At 47.0% G+C, this 22,842-nt stretch carries 19 protein-coding genes; 4 read left to right on the plus strand and 15 right to left on the minus strand.

Annotation, left to right across the window (positions count from 1 at the left end):
* Position 1: 1 nt before the first annotated feature.
* The 3 genes from AAC052_RS23595 to ssb form a co-directional block, all read right to left on the minus strand.
* Positions 2 to 226 carry a hypothetical protein gene (locus AAC052_RS23595; RefSeq protein ID WP_317490670.1) on the minus strand — a complete coding sequence of 75 codons (225 nt, stop codon included), beginning with the start codon at positions 224 to 226 and terminating at the stop codon, positions 2 to 4.
* A 36-nt stretch (positions 227 to 262) separates the two neighbouring features.
* Entirely contained in the window at positions 263 to 2,491 is a 2,229-nt protein-coding gene (locus AAC052_RS23600; RefSeq protein ID WP_339815715.1) for a helix-turn-helix domain-containing protein, read from the minus strand.
* Between the two features lie 77 nt (positions 2,492 to 2,568).
* Positions 2,569 to 2,916 carry a single-stranded DNA-binding protein gene (ssb, locus tag AAC052_RS23605; protein WP_317490672.1) on the minus strand — a complete coding sequence of 116 codons (348 nt, stop codon included), beginning with the start codon at positions 2,914 to 2,916 and terminating at the stop codon, positions 2,569 to 2,571.
* Positions 2,917 to 3,126: 210 nt separating this feature from the next.
* On the opposite strand from ssb, the gene AAC052_RS23610 reads away from it, so the two are divergent.
* Positions 3,127 to 3,501, plus strand: coding sequence for a hypothetical protein (locus AAC052_RS23610; RefSeq protein WP_339815716.1), 375 nt, complete (start codon positions 3,127 to 3,129; stop codon positions 3,499 to 3,501).
* 514 nt (positions 3,502 to 4,015) lie between these two features.
* Here AAC052_RS23610 and tnpA read toward each other — a convergent pair.
* A complete protein-coding gene (gene tnpA, locus AAC052_RS23615; RefSeq protein WP_339815717.1) occupies positions 4,016 to 4,477 on the minus strand; it encodes an IS200/IS605 family transposase in 462 nt (153 codons plus the stop codon).
* Positions 4,478 to 4,701: 224 nt separating this feature from the next.
* On the opposite strand from tnpA, the gene AAC052_RS23620 reads away from it, so the two are divergent.
* Positions 4,702 to 7,068, plus strand: coding sequence for an ABC transporter permease (locus AAC052_RS23620; protein WP_339815718.1), 2,367 nt, complete (start codon positions 4,702 to 4,704; stop codon positions 7,066 to 7,068).
* A 3-nt stretch (positions 7,069 to 7,071) separates the two neighbouring features.
* On the opposite strand, the gene AAC052_RS23625 is transcribed toward AAC052_RS23620, so the two are convergent.
* From AAC052_RS23625 to AAC052_RS23665, 9 genes are all read right to left on the minus strand, one after another.
* The gene (locus AAC052_RS23625) at positions 7,072 to 7,902 is read right to left on the minus strand and encodes a hypothetical protein (RefSeq protein WP_339815719.1); all 831 of its coding nucleotides are present in this window, start codon (positions 7,900 to 7,902) and stop codon (positions 7,072 to 7,074) included.
* A 178-nt stretch (positions 7,903 to 8,080) separates the two neighbouring features.
* On the minus strand, positions 8,081 to 9,310 hold the full coding sequence (locus tag AAC052_RS23630) for a hypothetical protein (protein ID WP_339815720.1): 1,230 nt from the start codon (positions 9,308 to 9,310) through the stop codon (positions 8,081 to 8,083).
* Positions 9,307 to 9,747 carry a Rieske (2Fe-2S) protein gene (locus AAC052_RS23635; protein WP_339815721.1) on the minus strand — a complete coding sequence of 147 codons (441 nt, stop codon included), beginning with the start codon at positions 9,745 to 9,747 and terminating at the stop codon, positions 9,307 to 9,309. The genes AAC052_RS23630 and AAC052_RS23635 overlap by 4 nt, the downstream gene beginning before the upstream one ends.
* A 2-nt stretch (positions 9,748 to 9,749) precedes the next feature.
* Positions 9,750 to 10,913 carry a di-heme oxidoredictase family protein gene (locus AAC052_RS23640; RefSeq protein WP_339815723.1) on the minus strand — a complete coding sequence of 388 codons (1,164 nt, stop codon included), beginning with the start codon at positions 10,911 to 10,913 and terminating at the stop codon, positions 9,750 to 9,752.
* Positions 10,914 to 11,067: 154 nt separating this feature from the next.
* Positions 11,068 to 15,330 carry a S8 family serine peptidase gene (locus AAC052_RS23645; protein WP_339815724.1) on the minus strand — a complete coding sequence of 1,421 codons (4,263 nt, stop codon included), beginning with the start codon at positions 15,328 to 15,330 and terminating at the stop codon, positions 11,068 to 11,070.
* Positions 15,331 to 15,341: 11 nt separating this feature from the next.
* Entirely contained in the window at positions 15,342 to 16,157 is an 816-nt protein-coding gene (locus AAC052_RS23650) for an SDR family oxidoreductase (protein WP_339815725.1), read from the minus strand.
* Between the two features lie 3 nt (positions 16,158 to 16,160).
* The gene (locus AAC052_RS23655; protein WP_339815726.1) at positions 16,161 to 16,655 is read right to left on the minus strand and encodes a dihydrofolate reductase; all 495 of its coding nucleotides are present in this window, start codon (positions 16,653 to 16,655) and stop codon (positions 16,161 to 16,163) included.
* Positions 16,652 to 17,563 carry a methionyl-tRNA formyltransferase gene (gene fmt / locus AAC052_RS23660; RefSeq protein WP_317490682.1) on the minus strand — a complete coding sequence of 304 codons (912 nt, stop codon included), beginning with the start codon at positions 17,561 to 17,563 and terminating at the stop codon, positions 16,652 to 16,654. Before fmt ends, AAC052_RS23655 begins: the two co-directional genes overlap by 4 nt.
* Positions 17,564 to 17,572: 9 nt before the next feature.
* Complete coding sequence (locus tag AAC052_RS23665) at positions 17,573 to 18,769, minus strand: DUF1343 domain-containing protein (protein WP_339815727.1); 1,197 nt, start codon at positions 18,767 to 18,769, stop codon at positions 17,573 to 17,575.
* Between the two features lie 71 nt (positions 18,770 to 18,840).
* On the opposite strand from AAC052_RS23665, the gene AAC052_RS23670 reads away from it, so the two are divergent.
* Positions 18,841 to 20,061, plus strand: coding sequence for an ABC transporter permease (locus AAC052_RS23670; RefSeq protein ID WP_339815728.1), 1,221 nt, complete (start codon positions 18,841 to 18,843; stop codon positions 20,059 to 20,061).
* Here the strand turns inward: AAC052_RS23670 and AAC052_RS23675 are convergent.
* A complete protein-coding gene (locus tag AAC052_RS23675; RefSeq protein WP_317490685.1) occupies positions 20,058 to 20,801 on the minus strand; it encodes a polyprenol monophosphomannose synthase in 744 nt (247 codons plus the stop codon). The two genes, AAC052_RS23670 and AAC052_RS23675, sit on opposite strands and share 4 nt — an antisense overlap.
* Before the next feature lie 102 nt (positions 20,802 to 20,903).
* Between AAC052_RS23675 and AAC052_RS23680 the strand changes: the two genes are divergently transcribed.
* Positions 20,904 to 21,413, plus strand: a complete 510-nt coding sequence (locus AAC052_RS23680; protein WP_317490686.1) for an HAD-IIIA family hydrolase — start codon at positions 20,904 to 20,906, stop codon at positions 21,411 to 21,413.
* Between the two features lie 25 nt (positions 21,414 to 21,438).
* On the opposite strand, the gene AAC052_RS23685 is transcribed toward AAC052_RS23680, so the two are convergent.
* Positions 21,439 to 22,836 (minus strand): arginine decarboxylase, encoded by a 1,398-nt coding sequence (locus tag AAC052_RS23685; protein WP_317490687.1) that lies wholly within the window; start codon positions 22,834 to 22,836, stop codon positions 21,439 to 21,441.
* Positions 22,837 to 22,842 lie beyond the last annotated feature (6 nt).

The following is a 22,842-nucleotide window of genomic DNA, read 5'->3' on the forward strand; positions in this document are numbered from 1 at the left end:
GTTATCTTTCATATAGCTCATCACGAGTAAAACTTGAATTTCTCGTCTGAACACCAATTTGAGATTGAAGGGTTTTAAGTTTTTGACTAAGAGAGTGGTTGTCGCCTGTCACCATCTTTTTTAGAAACTGAACAACCACTTCATTTAATGTTGTTCCATGTTTTTCAGCATAAGCTAAACTCTTCTCATAGAGTTCGTCGGCTATCTTAATGTTTATACTCTTCATGATTCTTTGCGCTGAATATAAGATACCAAATTTTTCTCAATTCTGACTTTGATTCCAGAGGAAATGATTGAAAACGGCTCTAATGTCATTATAGCTATAGTCATCGCCTAGCTGAACCTTGATAGGAGTGGCGCTGAAATTCTCAGCCTTTTGAACCAATGGAAGTATTTTTTCCACTTTTTCTACTGGAACAAGATCAAAAATGGAGAGCTCTCCCGTCTTGATAAAATCGATCAGGTGGACTTCGATAGTGCCCACGGCCAATCCTCTTTCCTCGGCTATATCAGCAATGGACTTGCCCTTTTTGAACAAGTCCATTGATGTTTGCTTACTGTCGCCTACCTTGGCTTTGGGCAGCCGGGGAGGAGGCGGAAGCTTCTCAGCTACTTCCCTGTGATGTTTGTCGGCTTGCTGCAACACCTGGCTGCTGTCGATTCCCTCGCTTAAGCCTTTGGTTAGCAGCAGGGCCTGTTCAATCAATTGTTGCCGGGCAAGCAACTGCACCTGAAGTGCGTGTAGTTCTTTCAGGTACTTTTTTATACGCTGCTTTTTCATCATTGAAGCGATATGAGCTTTCAGGGGCTCGAAGACTTCTTCAGCCATTCGCTTATCGAAATAAGCCTGTGCAGCCGACATGCGTTCGTGGAGCTGAGCGTATCTGTCTTGCTCTGCGTGGGGCAACAAGCCTTGAAGTTGGGCCAGGAACTTATCCGCCACATCTTTGTGACCAAGCGTGGTTTGCACCATTTTACTGAACAACTCAACTGCTTCTTCTTTATTGGGCACCTGGCGGCCATCAAAGCCCTTGTAGAAATCGGTCACTTCCTGGCAAATAGGCTGCCATTGGAAGGTGGTCATCAATTTATTTTCGATGAATGTCTTTTGTTCTACTTTTAGCAGTGGAGAAAGCGATGCTTCGTTCTCAGACTGAGAGACAAACTCATTGACTTTTTCGTCGCTTAAGATGCTTTGAGGAGGAATAGCCGAGCGCAAAACCAGCCCTTCCATATTGGTCAGTCGGCTGAGGGCCACGTACACTTGCCCGGAGGCAAACGACTGCCCGGCGTCGATAATGGCTTTATCAAACGTCAAGCCCTGGCTCTTGTGAATGGTGATGGCCCAGGCCAGCCTCACAGGATACTGCTTGAACCTCCCCATAATTTTTTCGTCAATGCTGTTCTTTTCGCTATTGAAAGAATAGTGCATGTTCTGCCATTCTTCCTGCACCAGCCGTATAGTCGAATTGTCTTCCGGCGTCGAAACAATGATCTTGTCGTTGTCAATACTTTTGACGATGCCTATTTTACCATTATAGTACTGCCTTTCTTCTCCCTTGTCGTTCCTGATGAACATCACCTGAGCACCGACCTTCAATTGCAGAATCTCATCGGCAGGATAGGCCCTGTCGCTGAATTCACCTTCCACTGACGCTTTGAAATTGTAGGTCTTGCCAGGCAGCTTTAAGAGTTCTTCTTCGTTGATGGCATGCGCTTTATGGTTATGGGAGGTGAGAGTTATATAGTTTTCTCCTTCAGGAATTCTGAAGTCAGGAATGAAACGCCTGTTGAGCATGGCCAGCTGTTCTCTGGTAACGGTGTTGGTTCTGATGCCATTGAGTAGGCCAATGAAGTCCTTTTCCGTTTGGCGGTAAATCTTCTGCAATTCAATGCGCAAGACAGATGCTTCGGACATTACGTGGGCATCAAAAAAGAAAGGGCTTTTGTAGTGCTCCTCAAGCAAAGTCCACTCATGGTCTTGCACCACTGGCGGTAGCTGATACAGGTCGCCTATCAAAAGCACCTGCACGCCACCAAATGGCTCGTGAAATCGCCTGCGAAAATGACGAAGGATCTGATCGATGGCATCGAGCATGTCGGCACGCACCATGGATACCTCGTCGATGATCAGCAGCTGAAGCTCTTGCATCAACTTACGTTTGTTGCTGTGCATTTTCATTTTTTGAAACAGCGATAGCTTGTCGTGAGCGCCGTCGGTTTCCTGCCCCGTCCAATTGCGCTTGATAGGAAGGAAGGGCCCAAATGGAAGCTGAAAAAAGGAGTGCATGGTGACCCCGCCTGCGTTGATAGCGGCTACACCTGTGGGTGCCACTACCACATAGTTTTTCCCGGTGGTTTCTACAATGTGTTTTAAAAAAGTGGTCTTTCCCGTGCCAGCCTTTCCGGTCAGAAACAAGTGTCTGCTGGTATGGTTGACAAAAGAGGCTGCCAGCTGGAAAAGCTGATTGGATGTGTCTGAATTCTTCATGGAGATCGTGAAGTTAAGAAAGTTGTAAAAAGAAACTGGCCGATCAGTTGACCGGCCAGCATTTAAAGTTGATAGCATTATTTCGATGAGCTTCTGTCGCCCAGGAGGAGGAGCTCATTTAGCTGCACTTCGGTAATGTACTTCATGTTACCTTCTTTGTCTTCGTAGCTGCGGTGCACCAGCTTGCCTTCCGCCACCAGCTCCGAACCCTTGTCCGTGTACTTCTCGACTATTTCAGCCACCTTGCCCCAGGCCACTACCTGATGCCATTGCGTTTCTGTTATTTTTTCACCTTTCGCATTGCGATAGCTCTCATTGGTAGCCAGGCTGAACCTTGCCATTTTCTTTCCACTGTCTGTGGTGCGCACTTCTGCTTTGGCACCCATGTTTCCGATCAACTGCACTTTGTTTTTTAAAGCGTACATAACTGTAATTGTTTTGGTTAAAAATTTTTATCTCAGTCGGAAGGCGTTGGCTTAGTTGCTTTTGCCGAACCGACGATACAAAGGTGCAGGGAGCCAAAAACGAAAGCCGGTTTCTAGTCGTTTACATTCGATAGTAGTCGTTTGTAAACGTTTACAAACGTTTGTTTTCGGATAATATTGGTGTTATATTGGTGGGTAAACTATTTGATAATGAGTGAAATAGTAGATTCAAAAACCTGCCTGGCTTGTGGGAAACCTTTGCAGGGAAGGATTGATAAGAAATTTTGCGACGACTATTGCCGCAATACTTATAACAATCAAACGAAGTCGGCCAGCAACAACCTCGTTCGGAATATCAACAATGCTTTGAAGAAGAACAGGAACCTTCTGGAAGCTATCGTGCCAGAGGGCGAGGTGATGGCCAGGGCCCACAGAGACAAACTGACGCAGGGGGGCTTCCAGTTTCGCTACATGACGCATACCTATACGAACCGCAAAGGCAATATCTATTATTACTGCTACGATTATGGCTACCTGCCGCTGGAAAACGACTGGTTTTTGGTGGTGAAGGGGAGGGAAGAGTAGCTTCACTGGTAGTAACCTCGGATAAATCCAAGGTTATATGGATTGATCGTCGGTGTAGGTGGGTTTTGATTCTTCGGATCCACCCAGAATAAATTCAGGGTTTGGAAAATGGCTCGTGCCTACGGCACTTTGATTATGGTGATCTAATTGCCAGTGCCATCGGCACGGTTTTCTAGACAGCCTAGACTTTATTCGAGGCTGATTGGTGATAATGTGCAGCTTTGCAGAGGGTAACCTTGGATAAGTCCAAGGTTACGGGTATCGATCGTACCTACGGCACTTTGAGTATGGTAATCCAATTTGCCAGTGCCATCGGCACGGTTTTCTATGCAGGCTTGAATTTATTCAAGGCTGATTGGTAATGATGATGTGCGGATTTGAAGAGTGTAACCTGGGATGAATCCAAAGTTACGGTCATATGTCGTACCTACGGCACTTTGAGTACGGCGATGCAATTGATTAGTGCCATCGGCACGGTTTTCTACCTTGCTTGGAATTTATTCCAAGCGAAATGTCAAATTGGTTCTTTAAACAAATATTCCCTGTCATAATCAATCTCGAATCGTTCCAGAAATTCGATGTATTCTTCAATGAAGCCCTGTTTGTTGTGATGGGCTTCCTGGTTTTTGATGTAGTTGAACACATTGTTCACCTGTGATTGATTGTATGAAAACGCACCAAAGCCGCCTTGCCATTCAAAGCGCTGTGGGGTGAGCTTGTTGTCATTGATCCATTTCGATGATTTGGCCTTGGCAGACTTCATTACTTCGGAAAAGGCCAAAGACGGTTTTAACTGGAAAAAGCAGTGCACATGATCATCCACTCCATTGACAATGATGTTCTTGCATCCAGCCTCGTTGATCAGATTACCAATCACCCCCATTAAGTCAGCTCTCCATTCTTTTTGGATGAGCGCCTGACGAAATTTCACGGCAAAAACAGTTTGGATATAGACTTTATTGTAGGTGTTAGGCATAGGATTTTGCTATCACTGATGGTTTAAAATACAGATATCCTGATGATTGAACAAATAGATTGCCCGCAGATCTTCTAGTAACTAAATAGGCTTGTAACCTTTCTCCTCAACCTAAGTACTTACTCCAGGCCGAAGGGAGGGCGAGTAACGAAAGTTGCGTGGTTCCTGCAACCCTTTTCTTTCGGACTTGTCACTGGAAATGTACTAGTCAAAAACTCAAACCCATGCTCAAAAATTTTCTTATCGTTGCCATTCGTAGCCTTGGCAAAAACCGGCTCTATTCGATTATTAATATTTCAGGGCTTTCGGTAGGGTTCACGTGTAGCCTGCTCATCTTGCTGTGGGTAGCCGACGAAACCTCGTTCGACTCCTTTCACCCCAAGGCTGACAGGCTGTATCAGGTATGGGGAAACGCCGAGTTTGATGGTAAAATCAACTCGTGGCGGTCGGTGCCATTGCCGACTTATGAGGCATTGAAGGATGCTCACAGTGGCATCGCCAACACCACCGTGGCCGACTGGGGCGGCAACCACCTGCTTAAGGTCGGAGAAAAGAGAATGATGCAGCAGGGCTATTATGTCGGGGAAGAGTTTTTGGAAATGTTTGAGTTTCCACTGCTAGTAGGAGATGCTGCAACTGTGCTGGACGACCCGTCTTCAATTGTCATTACAACGTCTTTGGCCAAGTCACTTTTCGGCGATGCAGACCCAATGGGGCAGGTCATTCGGGTGGACGATAAGAGTTCATTGAAAGTAACTGGTATTCTCAAAGACATACCCAATAACTCTTCCTTTGAGTTGGAATACCTGATGCCCTGGAAGCACAGAGAAGCTATCAATCCCTGGGTAGTTGAAAACAAGACCAACTGGGGCAACTACTCTTTTCAGGTATACGTGGAGTTAGTGGATGCATCGAAGCGGCCGGAGGTGGTGGCTGGCATCGAAAATATGCTTTATGAGCATGGAGAAACAGAACTCATTACAAAGCTGTTTCTTCACCCGCTTTTGAAGTGGAGACTGTACTCCTCATTTGAAAACGGAAAGGTCACTGGAGGCATGAGCGACTACGTAAGGCTGTTTACAGCAATCGCTATTTTTATTCTTGTTATTGCCTGTATCAATTTCATGAACCTTTCCACCGCCCGCTCCGAACGCCGGGCCAGAGAAGTAGGAATAAGAAAGAGCCTTGGCTCGAGAAAGGGGCAGTTGATTGCGCAGTTTCTGGGAGAGTCACTCTTTCTGTCAATGCTCTCGTTTTTTATTGCTGTGATCATCTCTCTTTTGGTGCTGCCAGCTTACAACAACCTGGTAGAAAAGGAACTGGTGATTGACTTCACTTCATCTCAGTTCTGGATTTACTCAATCGTTGTGGTGTTTGTAACAGGTATACTTTCAGGCAGCTACCCGGCATTTTACCTCTCTTCATTTAACCCGGTTCGCACCCTGAAGGGGTCTTTTTCTGTGGGTAAAAGTGGTGCAACACCAAGAAAGGTACTTGTTATCATACAATTTGCTTTTGCCATTATGCTGATGATCAGCACAGTGGTGATATTCAAGCAAATTGAGCTGGCTAAGAACCGGGAGCTGGGTTATAAGCAAGAGAACCTGATCACCATTCAGAACAATGAAGAGATAGCGAAAAACTACTACATCTTCAAAGAAGAGCTGGAGCAGTCCGGTTATGTAGAGTCTGTAACTCGTTCTAACAGTGCCATTACTGATATCAACTCCAACAATTTTTTGGGCTGGCCTGGTAAGCCGGAAACGCAGCGGGTGATTTTCACAACAATTGCCTGCGAATATGATTACGCCAAAACCATGGGTATCGAAGTGTTGATGGGCAGGGACTTTTCGAAGGAATTTACGACCGACACTGCCTCCATTGTTATCAACAAAGCAGCTCTTGATTTGATGGGACTGGAAGAGCCGTTGGGCACACCACTGGACCTATGGGGCGGCAAAAGGAAGCTCATTGGTGTGGTGGACAATGTGATGATGGGTTCACCTTACGATCCTGTCAAACCTATGTTCATGATTTTGGATCCCAATTGGACGGATGCCATTACCGTGAGGCTAAAAGCTACGGATGACCTGCAAGCTTCGCTGGCGGTGGTAGGCGACGTATTTAACAAACACAACCCCGCCTACCCATTTGAATACACTTTTGTCGATGTGGAATTCCAGAAAAAATTCACTACCATCAATATGACTCAAAGGCTGGCAACCATCTTTTCCTTTCTTACCATTTTTATTACGGGGTTGGGACTGTTCGGCCTTGCCTCATTCACGGCAGAGCAGAGGATCAAGGAGATTGGGGTCAGGAAAGTGCTTGGCGCTTCGGTGTTCAGTTTGGTAGCACTAATTTCAAAAGACTTTACCAAGCTTGTGCTTATCGCTTTTGCCGTGTCTGCCCCAATGGCCTGGTTCCTGCTAAGCAAGTATCTGGAGCGCTATACAATTCACACCAACATCGATTGGTGGATATTCCCATTGGTGGGGGTTGTTGCTCTCGGCTTTGCATTGGCAATTGTGTCCGACCAAGCAAGGAGGGCGGCGTTGACTAACCCGGCCAGGTCGCTGAGGAGTGAGTAGGTACTATTCAAAAAAGCCGGGAATGCTTACTTGATCAATATACCAGAAACCGTATTGGTGCCTGAAGCCAAGTAATGCATTTCCGGCAAATGAAAACTCCTCACCATCCTGTGAAAATGCGGAATAAGCCAGGTCGACGACAACCCTGGCTTTCTTCTTCTTAAGGCTAAAATCAACTTCCGTGATTTCTTCTTTCGTTACTTCAAAGTCTTTCCATGCAGCCTGAAATAGTTTTATTTTATCGACAAACGTTTCTTCCGAAACCTTCGCCTGTCCACTTTGACGCAATTCCTTGCATAGGGTGTGGCTTGCAAATTCATTCCAGTCACTTTTGAGCAGCTGATAGATAAACTCCTCTGTATGCTGCGTTAGATCGTGGTTATGATTGGGGTAAAATTCCTCATAGATAAAGTGGCTCACCATGCCATCCATACGAACATCGTCCATTTCATAATGGAATAGCTCATCGACGATAAACTTGTAAATAACACGGTCATCATAGCCATCCATATAGTCGAGGCAAACGCCATGCTCGCCCATGTAGTCAAGGAGCTCATTGAGTTTTTCGGTAATCGAGCTGCTGTCAAGATTCGCTTCGGCTTCGAAAGGCGGCTCCCCGATGAATTTGTAGACAGAAATCTTTTTAGCGTTTTTGTGAAGCTCCTCGAAGTTCTGAATGTAGTGGAGCCATTGATTTTCAATAACAGGGCTCAACTCGTTTTCTGATCCCTCAAAAAATTTGGCACCTTGTTCTGCCATCATCTTCAGCTTTAAAATGTTATTTTCCTGCTGAATTATTTCTTCGGGGGTTAGTTCGTTTTTGTCTTCCTCCATTAGATAGAAATGTTTTCTAATTTAATCTAAGAAAAAATTTTGGAAGAGAAAGCCAAAATTGGAGACGTTCTAACTTTGTTGCCTTGGCAAAGTGCCGTGTTAAACCGGTGTCTCACACCGATACGCTTGGGGGAAGTGAGTCGTGCGATTTTTGCTCACTTGAAAGCCTGACTATAGGCTAAAAGTAGCTCGATACGCCAAGCTGAACGCCACTAATCAGGGCTGGTGGATTTCCCAGCAGATCCATCTGCTGCATGTATCTGAAATTGGCTCTTAGCACAGTTTGAGCGGTTGGTCGGAAACTGATCGCAGGCACGATGGCCCAGAGGTGCTCCGATATATTGCCATCAGTTTCCTGAAACTTTCCTGCGTTCCAATCTACATACTCCAGCCTGCAGGCAATATTTAGTACGGCATTGTTGAATCCCAGCATTGGCTGACTTAGCACGGGCTGAACGACGTCAATAAATCCGCCTCTCTGCTTGTTGCCGTAAGTCTGGCTGTAGGTTTCGGGCACATCTACCATCACCCAGGCCCATTCACCCACAATATACGTTTTGCTAAATGGCAGCGTGGTGTTGACGTCTACAGCCCACACATCCAGGCGTCTTTTGTCGTCAAGTACAAGGCCATCGTCTTCAAACTTGTTAAACACCCCGCCCATGTACGACAGGCCAATTTCTCCTACCATATTGTGCCTTAGCGCAAACTTACCTGTGACCAAAGGCTGCCCATTGCTGCTTTCTTCAAACCTGTCCTTACTGGCCTTTGAAGCAGGCAGGAAAGTTTTGTTTTCAGCATTGCTAATGATGGAATCGTCGAATCCGTTGGTTACATAAGCCTCGTAGCCAAAGGCCCAGTCATTCATATATTGCTTGCCATAGAGCCCAAAGCCGACATTGCTCCAGGTGGCGGGCAGCATTTGGGTCATGGCAACCGGGCGATCCACAAACTCCCATTTTGGGCCGTCGTGATTTTGGTTGAAGGCGCCTATTGGATTCATAACCACGCCTCCCCGTAAATTAACCAGGGGATGAAAGCTGAAATCCATAGCAGCAAATTCTATGGAGATTTCTTTGCCACCTTCCTCCAACTCCAGTTCCGACAGGAACTTTATCTTTCTATGGATAGTGGATGCAACAAACAGTGTCATTCTTGGTATGCGGAACGTGTGGCCGTCAGTCACACCGTCTTCACCCATGTACTGATAATCAGCTTCGACATACCCACCAAGAGAAACGGGCATTTTTCCCATCTGAAGAAATGGCCTGTTGTAAACGGCGTCCATGTTCATTCCTTTGGCCTTTGTGGTATCAACCGGTGACCGACGCAATAAGGTGCTGTCTATTTGGGCTTGTACAGCTAAACTTAGATTGAAAAATATCAGGGTAATGAAAATGGATTTCATGAGAGGTCAATTTTTAACATATCATTCTCCTTGTTAATGAGGAATCTTCTCAGGTTTTTGTCTGCCGGGCCGTTTTGTACAGCTCCGTTACTGGAGAATTCGCTGCCGTGAGCCGGGCATTGTAGCCTGTCGCCAAACACCTGCAGTTCTGTTCCCTGGTGTGTGCATCGCATGAGTACGGCACTGAAGTCCGTGTCCGAGAACCTGTAAACACAGATCGGATATTCCAGCTTTTCATTTTGCACCACCACATATCTCCTGAATGCCTTCTCTCCCTTCTTTTCTTCTTCAAAAGAGGAGAGGGGAACCAGTAAAGATGACCCGGTTATCTGACCGGTAATGTATTTTGTTCCGGCGCAGCTTTGCAGAAGGCTTAGGCCTCCCAGCATGCCCACACAGCCAATGCCACATGTTTTGATGAATTTTTTTCTATCCATGGCTACAGTGATTTAAGAAATTTGAGGATAGCGTCTTTGTCTTCTTTGGCCAGCAGTTCAAACTGCGTTTTAATGAATTGCCCCTCACCGCCATGGAGCAGGATAGCCTCTTCGATGCTTTGTGCCCTGCCGTCGTGCAGCAGAAAATAGCTGCCACCTTGTGAGACGGGTGAAAGCCCCAACCCCCAAAGAGGCGGCGTACGCCATTCGTATGTTTCAGCGGAGCCTTCTGTGTAACCATCATCAAGCCCGGGCCCCATGTCGTGCAGGAGCAGGTCGGTGTAGGGGTAGAATTTCTTGTTGGAAAGTGCTTTGATATTCGTTTCCGGTGTTGTCCACTCTTGAACATGGCAGCTGGCACATCCAATTGACGCAAACAGCGCTTTGCCTTTCACCACGTCAGCATTTGAGCTCGCCCGGGGTATGGGCTCCTTAAGCGTTTGAAGATAAAATACCAAATCGTGGACCACCTGATCGGACACTTCCGGATCGGTTGCCAAATGTGTGTGTGGGTCAACTGGCTCGAAGGTAGTAGTAACGCCGATGTCCTGGTTATAGGCGTTTACGGTTTGATGAAGAAGGTCAATGGCGGCGGCCTTTTTCCCGAACCTGCCAATGTACTTGCCGTCAATAGCTGCATGCGTTGCGCCAGGCTGAAAGTAGGGCGGAGGAGTGATGTAGTTGGGCACGCCCGAAATCCCATCTCCGTCGCTATCGTCGGGGTCAGCATTGGCAAGGATTTGCGCATCTGTCAACGCTTCAAGGAATCCGAGGCCAGTATTGGCGGGTGGAGTAAATCTGGAGAATGTGACTCCATCAGGAAGCTGCTCTGGCTCATACCCGGGCACGGCCCTGTTCTGCAACTGTGGCCCGCCTTTTCCAATGAATGGGTTGATTCCGGGTGCAGACTGCCCAAACCGAGTAAGGGTGGTAAAAGGGTGCCCTTTGCCATCTCCGGCGTGACAGCTCCCGCAAGATGTGGCGACAAATAAGGGACCAAGCCCGTTAGCCGACGAGAATACTTCTGCATTAAAGGCAAAATCACCGTTAAGGAATCTTTTTCGCTCAGAATTGGAAAGCCCTTCCACGGGCCCATCAAGCAGCGTGTTTTCTTCGGGCGCTTCAGGAATGATTTCCTGGCAGCCACTTAGGACAAGGCAAAACAAACATAAAAAGCATAAAGACCTAGTTAATTGCATTTCGACCAACCTTTATTAATTATTAGACAAATATACTTGTTTATTTTTTAAATACAATAAAATTAATTTAGGTTAATCTAAAAATATAAAAACAAAACTACCTTTTAGAGAACGGATCAGATTATTTTTTGATGAGCCGCTGTTGCCAGCTTTGCGATGCGGTTGATAGCCGGATAGTGTAAACCCCCTTTGGTAGCAAACCGATTGATATTTCAACAGATTGCCCTGGGCCTGTCGTCAAGGATCGCCTAAGAACCTCCTGACCAGCCATATTGATGAGGGACACAACAGCGTCATTTTGCTGCTTGAGAAGTTCAACAGCTATGGTCTCACTTGCCGGATTCGGGAATAAATTGAAGATGTCCACTGCAGTTTCTATCCCGGTTACTTCCAATACCTGGTACGCCATCGACACAGAATCCGCACAGCCTTCATCATTGTGGGCTATCAGCATCACGTCATAAATCCCAGCGGAATCGAATGCCAGCAGGGGCTGCTGAGAAATGTCTACAAGGCTTCCGTTGATCATCCATTCCCACGAAGTAGCGCCTGGCGACAGGCTTGTAAAAGTGGCAGTCCTTTGCTTTTTAAGGATGAGAACCTCAGGCTCAATAAGGAAGGCTGCAGAGAAGTCGTAAGGATATATTGAAACTTCAACAGGGTCACTTTCTATAATAGAGTCGATCCCTTTTACAATTAGCTTCACAGTGTCCGTCACGTTCAAAACGTCGAATCTGCTCCCCTTGTACAGTGGCTCCCCGGTGTTTGCTGAGGTAAAAAGAAAGTTGCTCCCGTTTTCTGGCGCCAGGGTGAAGTTTTCGCCGGGGCAAACCGGGCTATCGGACACTAACGGCAGCTCCGACTTGGTGAAGCTCAGTAGTTTTGAAACTGATGAAGTACACCCCTGTTCGTTGCTGGCCACCAGCCTGACGGTAATTTCGGTTTGCTCTGCCAAAATCAACTGGCTATTCATTGTGTCTCCTATGAGGCTATCCACTAAATACCATTGGTAGCCAACGGCATTGGAGCTTTGATTGACCAGAAGGATCGCCGATTCGAACTGAGTAGTATCAGGGAGATAGGTGAAGTCAACCATGGGTTGATTTAGCTGTACAGGAACCAGGACTTTGCGGCTTTCAAAAAGGCTGTCTGCATTAGCCACGTAAAACGAAGTGTCTTTATCAAGCAGTCCGGAGGTGAAAAAGGCACCTTCGAAGACTGCAGCCTTGCTCGTTGAGTCGGTATAAACTTTTATTTTTGTAGCATTTACAGCCTGAATAGTTGCGGAAGCATTGGCGCAAATTACTATGGCATCGATGACCGGCTGTGTCGCTCTGTTAGCCACCAAAACAGTTTTAGTGGCGTTGGAAACACACCCTGCTTTGCTGCTCGTTGTTAGTGTTACGTCATAGGTGCCAGGCTCGTTGAATTTTGCCTGAGCATTTTCTAAAGTGCTTTGCGAACCATTGCCAAAGTCCCAGGCCCAGCTCACTGCTTTTTCGCTTTGGCTGGCGAGGCTGATAGTGGGGCTAACACCTGGTTCAAGCAGAACAGTGTCTGAGCTAAGGCTGAAATTGGCGTCGAGGCCGTCCATGTTAACCTGCACAGAAAACAGGTCGCCAGTGTAGTTGTTGTCGGCGTTTCGCACGAAAAAGGTGGCGGGCGATTTGATGGTGTCTGTCAGGTAGTCATTTCCGTGAATCAGCAGCGTGTCCGTGGCTCCGGCGTCGGCAAAGAAATCAAAAGAAGTGCCACCGGACAGGCTGATGGTAACCGGAGAATCCTTACAGGCCAAAACCGTGGCGATGGTTCTCGGATTGTTTTGGAATTCAGCATACCTGAGTCGGGCTCGCTGCACGGCAGTAATGAACCCATTTTTTGACTCGGCAGTAATCCAGGCAAAAGCTACTTTTTCACTTTTAAAGGCACCAAGGTTCCCAAGCTTCACGCCATTCATTTGAGCAGTGTTATTGCCTACTCCGCTTTGGCCGGCAGTTGTTTTGACCATTTCTGCACTCAGCCAGGCAAACTTAAGCGAATCGGTAAGCAGCGAGTCAGTCACGGCTATGTTTTCGTTCAGGTTATCGATGTCGGCTGCATAAAAAGTTGGCGTATTGTTTGTGAGCAGGGCTATCCCGCCATAGATGTTGTCTTCGTCAATGTAGGTAATCCCGAGTCTTAGAGAGTCGACCCATTCGGTGCGGTTATTGTCGCCGCTGCCGATGCTCCAGTTGGTGAAGAGTCCGGCATGAAGGTTTTCTATAGCATCTGCGGAGGTGTTTGTGACCCGATACTCAGTGATCATAAAGTTTCTGTCGTCAGGAGAATCCCAGGACAGCGTTTTCTGTTCCACGAGCGTTGACAGGGTTTCACTGAGGCTTGCTGTAAAGCTGTTTTCGTAGTAATTGTCGGCAACTGTTCCTCCGAATAACTTGAGGTGCTTGTCAACGGAGAAATCATTATTCCTCGTTCCGAATACGAGGTTATTGGCAACGTTGTCAGCCAATGAGGCGCCGCTATTTCCCACCAGGAAGCCAGCATGGCTTACAACACGAATATTTTGAAATGTAAACCCATTGCCTGCCTTTAAAGAGTCTTTTGTATAGCCGAGATCCCCTTTCGAATTGATGGTGAGCGATAGATTGGCTGACGAGGTAGTGGTCGAATCCGGGTGAGTGGTGAACTCAAAATATTGGGTGTCGTTGTAACCGGAAGCTTTAACTTTGGCTTTGAAAATGACCCTGGAACCAGGAGGAGTACTTTCATCCAGAATAGCAGAAAAAGCGTAGGTGGTCGTATCAAATGTAGCCAGGTAGGGGGTAGTCCAGGTGTTGCCGCTCAATGTCACTATACTACTCAGTGGTTCGAGGGTAATCTCCAGACCAGAGGCAGGCTTGAGCCAGTTAATAGCTTCCAGCTCATAATGTACAGTGTCGCCAAAAAAAACCTTCTGCCCGGCCTGGGTATGCAAAGAATCTTTCACCAAACGCACCGAAGGAGAAAGCGTATCAGTCAGGGCGCTGTACATGTTGAGCATGCCCCGGCCCAGCAGGCCCTTGTACTGCGCATTGCCTGCCAACCCGTCCACCGATGTGCCTGTTATACGCAACTGCTCCATGATTTGAACGGCAGAGTACTTTGGAAAATAAGACCTCAGCAAGGCTGCCGCCCCCGCTACCTGCGGAGATGAAAACGATGAGCCATCTGCGGTGCCATAGGTACTATTGTTTCTTGTTGAATAGGCGGCGGTGCCTGGAGCTACCAGGTCGACATAGTAGCTATAGGTAGCGAAGGACGACTTGGTACCATCGTTAGTCGAGGCCGCTACGGACAATACGTGGTCGTAACTGGCAGGGTAAAAAGTGAGTTCGGCATTGGTGTTGCCGGCGGCAGCCACCACCACCACATCCCTTTCCAATACGGCGTAGTTGATAATATCTTGCGCCGCCTGGCTGTAATTGCCGGTGGAGCCCCAGCTCAAATTGATGACATCCATGCCCTGATTGGCAGCATAAATGATGGCTTCGTAGTTGCCAAATGACGTGTTATCCTCTGTTTTAAATGCTTTTAGGGGGACAAACTTAGACTTAAAGCCTGTTCCCGCCATTCCTTTGGCGTTGTTGGTTCTGGCTGAAGATAAACCGGAAACGTGTGTGCCGTGGTCTCCAAAATCTGATTTGGGGTCACTATCTCTATTGGCAAAGTCCCAGCCACGGTAGTCATCTATATAACCGTTCCCATCGTTGTCGACGCCATCAATGGGGTCATTGGTATTCAGGTGGATGTTACTGCTTAGGTCCTCGTGGGTATAGTCTGCCCCGGTGTCAATGATGCCAATGACAATGGTAGAGTCTCCAGTCGTAATCCCCCAGGCGTCATAAGCTTTGATAGACGACAGATAGGGCTGCTTGGGGCTCGCTGTGGCGGCATCTGGGTCGTTGGGTATCAGAAAGAGCTGCTCTTTGAAAACTGGCTCGGCATAAAGTACATTGTCATACCGAAGCAATTCGTTGATAGCTTCCAGCGCATTGCCTTCTGCCAACTCAACTTTGTACATGTTAGCCAGGTATTTACTTGGCCGCTGGAGTGTTCTTGCGCTTGCATTGGATGCAGGATCGAGGGCTTTCAGCTCCTTTATCGATATCTTCTGGCTGATGGTGAATGAGGTGATATCGGGAACAGCTTGTAACGTCCGTCCACCTGTTGAATAGCTGCCGTCTTTGAATTTAATGATGAGCTGATTGGGCTGGATATCCGATGCTGACTTGCCCGACGGTAGTTGGTATCTTCTGCTGGGTTGGGCACTGCTTGCCATGGGCCATAGGACCATGAGCAGCATAAAACTGCCCGGTAACAACACTTTATACCATTGGCTTACCTTCATTTCTTAAGCTGCTAACGCACCTTTACTTTTCGCACTATCTGTGAGAAAAGAGAAGGAAAAAACCGCTTCACATAAATACCCCCCACTTCTTTCACTCCTCCTATGTACACCTCTTCTTTTTCTTTTTCCACTGCTCTCACAATCGTCCTTGCTGCCGCTTCCGGTGCAATGCCATTTGCCTGAGCGTCATCCATCTCGTTGAATTTTCCCCCGTCGCCAGTAACTGAGTTGACGGAAATCTGAGTCCGGATAAATCCAGGGCAAATAATGGTCACCTTGATACTGTCGTCGTGCAGTTCTGCCCTCAGGCCGTCGTAGAAGCCATGCAGAGCATGTTTGCTGGCTGCATATCCTGTCCGATAAGGCGAGCTGATGATGCCCACAGCACTGGAGATCACGACATGGTGCCCGTTTTTTCGGCTGATCATGCCTGGAAGCAGTGCCTTGGAAAGGGCAATGGCGCCAAAATAATTGACTTCCATTACTTTGCGATCCACCTCCAACTGAGTGTCTTTGGCCAGTGAGCGCTGGCTGATCCCGCCGTTGTTTACAAGCACGTCTACCACACCAAACATAGCTTCCGCTTCTTTAGCTTTGGCTTCAAGACTTGCTGCATTGGCCAGGTCGACTGTCAGTATTTTAACATTTTCCTCCACCAGGCCTTGCACAGATGCTACACAAGCAGCTTTCACTCTTTCCAGTTCTTCCTGGCGGCGAGCCGACAGAATAAGTTTCGCTCCCTTTCTGGCCATTTCATAGGTAATCGCTTCCCCAATCCCTGAAGATGCGCCTGTGATCCACACTACTTTGCCTTTTACCTCAGCCATACGCTACTTTCTTTTTTTCCACCGGGTGAATGAATAATTATAAGGATTTTTTTCGTCAGAGGACATGTCTTTTCGACTAACTTCTTCCCAAATGTGTGTGTCAGGAAGAGGGTATTTGACATTTCCCTCCACAATTACATCAATTTCTGTGATATAAAGGATGTCAGAAATAGGCTGTGTTTGCTTGTAGACCTCCCCACCGCCAATGATATAAAGTTCCTCTTCCCCGGCTGCTGCTGCCAATGCAATTCCTTTTTCGATAGAGTCAACAACATGAGCACCCTCAAGGCTGAAGTTTTTGTCCCTTGTTACAATAATAAACGTTCTGCCAGGGAGAATTTTACCAAGCGACTCGAAGGTTTTCCTGCCCATGAGCACGTGGTGCCCCATTGTTTGATCCTTGAAGTACCTAAAATCCTTGGGCATATGCCATAGCATTTTGTAATCATTGCCGATGACGCCATTTTTTGCCACTGCCACTATTTGAGAAATAATCATATCCTGTTGCCTCTGAGAAATTCTTCAATATCCATCCTTTTCTTGCCTTCCATCTGCAATTCCTCGATGGAGATATATCCATCTGCAGTTTTAAGATATAGGTACGTCTTGCTGTCACTCATCATTTCTTTTTCGCCCTTTTGCTCGACTTTTCGTGCCTTGTAAACTTTCACAGTTTTGCCCATTAGGGTTGTCCAGGCGGTAGGGTAGGGCGATAGGCCTCTGATGAAGTCAACCACCTGCTCAGTCGGTTGTTCAAAGTTGATCTCGCAGGTTTCTCTGAATATTTTTGGCGCTGTGGGCGTATCTTCAAAAATTTCCTGCGGCTGTTCCTTGTAGTTACCTTCTGCAATGGCTTCGACAGTTTTCAGCACCAGTGCGGCTCCCTTGTTCATGAGTCTTTCATACACTGTGCCAACGTTGTCCTCATCGCTTATGGACTCTTTTTCCTGAAAAAGGATATCGCCAGTATCAATTTCGTGTTTCAGAAAAAAAGTAGTGACGCCTGTTTCTTTCTCGCCGTTGATAATGGCCCAGTTGATGGGGGCCGCCCCCCTGTATTTGGGTAACAGTGAGCCATGCAAGTTGAAAGTGCCTAAGGCCGGCATTTGCCATACTATTTCGGGCAGCATGCGGAAGGCAACTACTATTTGCAGGTTGGCGTCCAAGGCCTTCAACTCCGCTATAAATTCAGGAGCCTTAAGGTTGGTTGGTTGCAGGATGTTGAGCCCCTTATCTTCGGCATAGGCTTTCACAGCCGATACACCCAGCTTTTTACCTCTCCCTTGTGGCTTGTCGGGCGCTGTAATCACCCCAACAATATTCCACCCATTGGTTACTAAAATATCGAGACTTGGCACGGCGAATTCCGGCGTACCCATAAATACTATTCGAAGATCCTTTGTCATGAAGGCTGTTTATTCAAAATCATCATACAGCAGATGCTTTTTTCTTATCTGCTTGTATGCATCAAGCTTTTTCTGCCACGTGGCTTTGATCTCAGCTTCACTCATTCCCTTCTCAATTTGCTTGCGAAGGTCAGGAGTTCCCGCCAGAAGGGCGAAGTAATTATTAAAAAAACTGGAGTCGGCCGGCGTTTTCTTGTAAAATGAAATGAGGTAGGAGAGGTCTACGGCATTGGGTACGGGAGCTTGCCTCAGGTCGGTACCATAACAAAGTTTGTCCTGATGCTTGGGATCCATCGACATGCCCGGAATTGGAACGGGAGTAAATTGAAAGTCGCCAAACTCAGGCGAAGGGTAGCCTAATACTTCAAAGGGAAAGTGAGTGCCTCTGCCCAGGCTCATCATCGTGCCTTCAAAAAGGCAGATAGAAGGATACCAGGCGATGGAATGGTCGGTTGGTAGATTGGGCGAAGGGCTTACAGGCAAATTATAAGAGCTGCTATGTGTCCAATTCGCCAGCTTGATCACTTGCAAGTCGGCTTTAACGCTATTTTCCAGCCATCCCTCGTTGTTGATCATGGTGGCTAGCTCACCCATGGTAAGGCCATAGGCAATAGGAATGGGATGGAGACCCACAAATGACTTTTGGGCTTCTTCCAAAACAGGCCCGTCAATTACATTACCCAATGGGTTGGGCCTGTCAAGCACTATAAATGGCAGACCGTTTTCTGCGCAGGCTTCCATGGCATAGCTCATGGTGCTGGTGTAGGTGTAGAACCTGGCCCCTACGTCCTGAATGTCAAAAATCACTACATCAAGGCCTGAAAGATCTTCCTTTGTGGGCTTGTTGTGGCTGCCATACAGGGAGAGGATGGGGATTCCTGTTTTCGAGTCGACTTCATTTCCCACCTTATCGCCGGCGGGGGTGTCGCCCCGGAAGCCATGTTCTGGTGCAAATATTTTTTTGATAGCAATGCCTCTGCTTAGCAGCGAGTCAACCAGGTGCGTTTCCCCAAGCATGGTGGTATGATTCACTACCATACCCACGTTTTTATTTTGCAGAAGTGGCAAGTATTCTTCCATCTGCGCAGCACCAACTTTTATCTGAGAATCAGCTACCTCTTCCACTACGGCCTTTTTATCTTCTTGTTTTGCCGCATCAGAGCCGCAGGCAGTCAGCATAATGGTAAAAAATGCAATCCTAATCATAGTGTAAATGTGAGGCATGTCTTTATTTTTGTGAGGGTCGAAACTAATTCTGCTGGCAAAATTAATCATTTTTGAATCTTTCCTACTTTATATCGAAGCGAATAAACAAAGACCATGAAGGGTCATTTTCGGCCTCCATTGGCAGGATTGCGGTAGCAAGCATTGCTGTAGGCCTTGCCAGCGCTTTGGTGGCTTTTTTGATCCTCAGAGGCTTTCAGACTACGATCGTTGACAAGATATATGGTTTTGCGGGTCATATGCAGATTTCCCGGTATACTTTGAAATCCAACAATTTTGACGAGCCCCCCATTAGCCTCACATCCGACTTTTATACTCACTGGAAGGAATATGACTTTGTTACTCATGTGCAGCCTATCGGCTACAAGATGGGGATTCTTAAAACTGAGGAGGCAGTTTTGGGCGTGGTGTTCAAGGGAGTGACAAAAGATTTTGATTCAACCAGGTTTACGCCAAGCCTTGTAAAAGGTCATTTTCCGCATTTTTCTGACAGTACTTACTCTCTTGAAGTGCTATTGAGCCAAAGAATAGCAGACAAGTTGGAGAAGGATATTGGTGATGAAGTGATCATGTATGTCGTGCAAAACCCGCCCAGGTTCAGAAGGTTGTCGATTGCTGGCATTTATGAAACAGGTCTCGAAGACTTTGACGACAGAATGATTTTAGGGGATTTGGGCCTGGTACAGCGCCTCAACAACTGGCCCGACTCTTTAGTAGGTGGCTATGAGGTGTTTTTGCGTGACCCTTCTGATATGGAAGCCGCTGAAAATGAAATGTACGATGTGCTGGACTCGGATTTATACGCCGATACGGCTGACAATAAGTATTTTCAGATATTTGAGTGGCTGCAGATGCTGGACAGGAATGTCGCCATTTTTCTGGTACTCATCCTTTTTGTCGCCAGCTTCAATATGGTGTCTTTTCTCCTCATCCTCATTATGGAGCGCACAAACATGATTGGGGTGCTGAAAGGCCTCGGAGCCACGGACCTGACGGTAAGGCGAATTTTTTCGTGGAATGGCATGCGGCTCATTGCCAGGGGGATGCTGTGGGGCAATGTAATTGCCGGTGGGTTGGGGTTGCTTCAAAGTCAATTTCACATCATACCACTTGATGCTGCCAGCTACTACATGCACTACGTGCCTATTTATTGGGACTGGTGGGCGATTGTGTTGGTAAATATCCTCACTTTTGTGGTAGTGAACCTCACGTTGTTTATTCCGACAACAGTCATTATCAACATCAGACCTATTGCTGCTATTAAGTTTGACTAAGCTTCTACCCGCAGGTATTTCCTGAAAAGGCTATAAATCCTCATTTGAAGCACGCCCAGAACAGCTTCCTGAAAAATGCCTCGGGTCATTTTGGATTCTCCACGGCTTCGGTCAGTGAAAATGATCGGAATCTCCTTTATTTTGAAACCATATTTCCAGGCAGTGAACTTCATTTCGATCTGAAAAGCGTAACCAACGAACTTAATTTTGTTGAAGGGAATGGTTTCCAGCACGTGCCGGCGGTAGCATTTGAAGCCTGCAGTAGTGTCTGACACTGGTATGCCAGTGATGAAACGGACATATAAACTGGCGAAAATAGACATCATTACCCGGCTTATCGGCCAGTTCACCACATTCACCAGCCCGTCGACGTACCTTGAGCCAATGGCCACATCAAAGCCGTCTTTGGCACAGGCGTTGTAAAGCTTTTCAAGATCTTTAGGGTCGTGGGAGAAGTCGCAGTCCATCTCAAACATGTATTCATAGCCCTTATCCAACCCATATTGAAATCCGGCTATGTAAGCGGTGCCAAGCCCGTGCTTGCCCTCCCTTTCCAGAATATGAAGTCTGTCTGGCCAAATACTCTGCATGTGCTTAACAATAGCTGCGGTGCCATCCGGAGAGCCGTCATCCACGATAAGCAGGTCAAACTGCATGGACAAATCAAACACCGCTTCGATCATAAGAGCGACGTTCTCTTTTTCGTTGTAAGTTGGGATAATGACTAAACCTTTATTCACAGTTTTTGCTAGTGAACGCCAAACATATTAAAACCATTTCGTTTCTTGAATATATAAAGTGAATTTGCCGCTTTTTTAACGATTAAATACCGGGATCAGTTTATGAACAAGGCCATATTTCTTGATAGGGATGGAGTAATTAATGTTGAAAGGGGAGAGTATACCTTTAGACCTGAGGACTTTACCATCGAAAAGGGAGTGAAAGAGGCTTTGGAGATCTTAAAAGAAAAGGGGTACACAACGGTTGTCATCACCAATCAGGCCGGAATTGCCAAAGCTATCTATACAAAGGAGGACGTGGAGGCTTGTCATGCAAAAATGCATGAGCAATTGCCGGGGCTTATCGACGACGTGTTTTATGCACCCTACTACCCTCCGCTCTCGGAATCGCTGGGCCGAAAGCCGGGCTCCCTGCTCTTTGAAAGGGCACTTGCTTTGTATCATGTTGACCCGCAACAATCATGGATGGTGGGCGACAATGACCGGGACCTGGTGCCCGCCAGAAAGTTGGGAATGCATACGATTGGCATCGGGGTTGCAGAAAAGTTTCCCTCCGCCGATGCCTGCGTAAGCAGCCTTTTGGAGGCGGTCACCAACGTCATTATGAAATAGACTAGCGGTAGCAGAAGTTAGCTGGCTATTTGTAGCCAAGTATCTTCAGCATGCTGTCGCTCTCCTGCTCTTCTCTGAAAAGTTTGGTCGTTACCGTGCCTCGCTGGTCTCTGTCGATGATGATGTGCTTGGGGGCGGGAATCAGGCAATGCTGAATGCCGCCGTATCCTCCCAGGCTTTCCTGGTAGGCGCCGGTATGGAAGAAGCCGAAGAAAAGTGTTTCGTCGTCTTCAATCACTGGCAGGAACACCTCCGAAGTGTGAGCTTCTGAGTTGTAGTAGTCCATACTGTCGCAGGTAAGGCCACCGAGGTTTACTTTGTGGAAATTGTTGTCCCAGTTGTTGATGGGCAGCATGATGTATTTTTGGTTCAATCCCCACACATCGGGCAGATGAGTAATAAATGAACCGTCCATCATGTACCAAAGCTCCTTGTCGTTTTGCAGCTTTTGGTCAAGCACCGAATAAATCGTTGCGCCACTTTCGCCTACGGTAAACGAGCCATATTCAGTGAAGATATCCGGCACCGGCACATTGTTCTTATTGCAGATCCACTGGATGTTTTCAACGATTTGCTCAGCCATGTAAGGGTAATCGAATTCAAACGCCAGGGAGCTTTTGATGGGGAAACCGCCGCCGATGTCGATCGTGTCGAGTTCGGGGCAGGTCTTTTTTAGCTCGCAGTACATGTAAATGAACCGGCTAAGCTCCGACCAGTAGTAGGCAGTGTCTTTTATGCCGGTATTGATGAAGAAGTGAAGCATTTTGAGCTTCGCTTTCGACTTACCGTCCTTGATTCTGTTTTTGTAAAAGTCGATGATGTTGTTGTACCTGATGCCAAGGCGGGAGGTGTAGAACGCAAAGTTCGGCTCCTCGTCGGCAGCCACCCTGATGCCAATTTGAAACTCGTCAACGGTAACACCCGATTCATATTTATCAAGCTCTCCCAGGTTGTCAAGAATGGGCACACAGTTTTTGAAGCCGTCGTTGATCAGGTCGGTAACGTACTCCGTGTAGAGTGGCCTCTTGAAGCCGTTGCAAACCACAAAAGTGTCTTTGGATATCTTGCCTTTTTCAAACAGGTTCCTGACAATGGGAATGTCGTAGGCCGAAGAGGTTTCGAGGTGAATGTCGTTTTTAAGCGCTTCCTCCAGCACGAAGGAAAAGTGCGAAGATTTGGTGCAATAGCAATAAGTGTACTTGCCTCCGTATTTATGCTTGGCTATTGCATTATTGAATATTTCTTTGGCGTACTGTATTCGTTCACTGATTTTCGGGAGATAAGTGAGCTTGAGGGGTGTGCCATATTGTTCTATGACATCCATCAGGTTCACTTCGTTAAACAACAATTGATTGTTTTCTACTCTAAATTCCTCAGTGGGGAACTCAAAGGTTTGATCAATCAGATCGAAGTAGCTTTTCATCTAAAT

Origin of the sequence: uncultured Imperialibacter sp. (assembly GCF_963974565.1) — a bacterium.
Lineage (GTDB): Bacteria > Bacteroidota > Bacteroidia > Cytophagales > Cyclobacteriaceae > Imperialibacter > Imperialibacter roseus.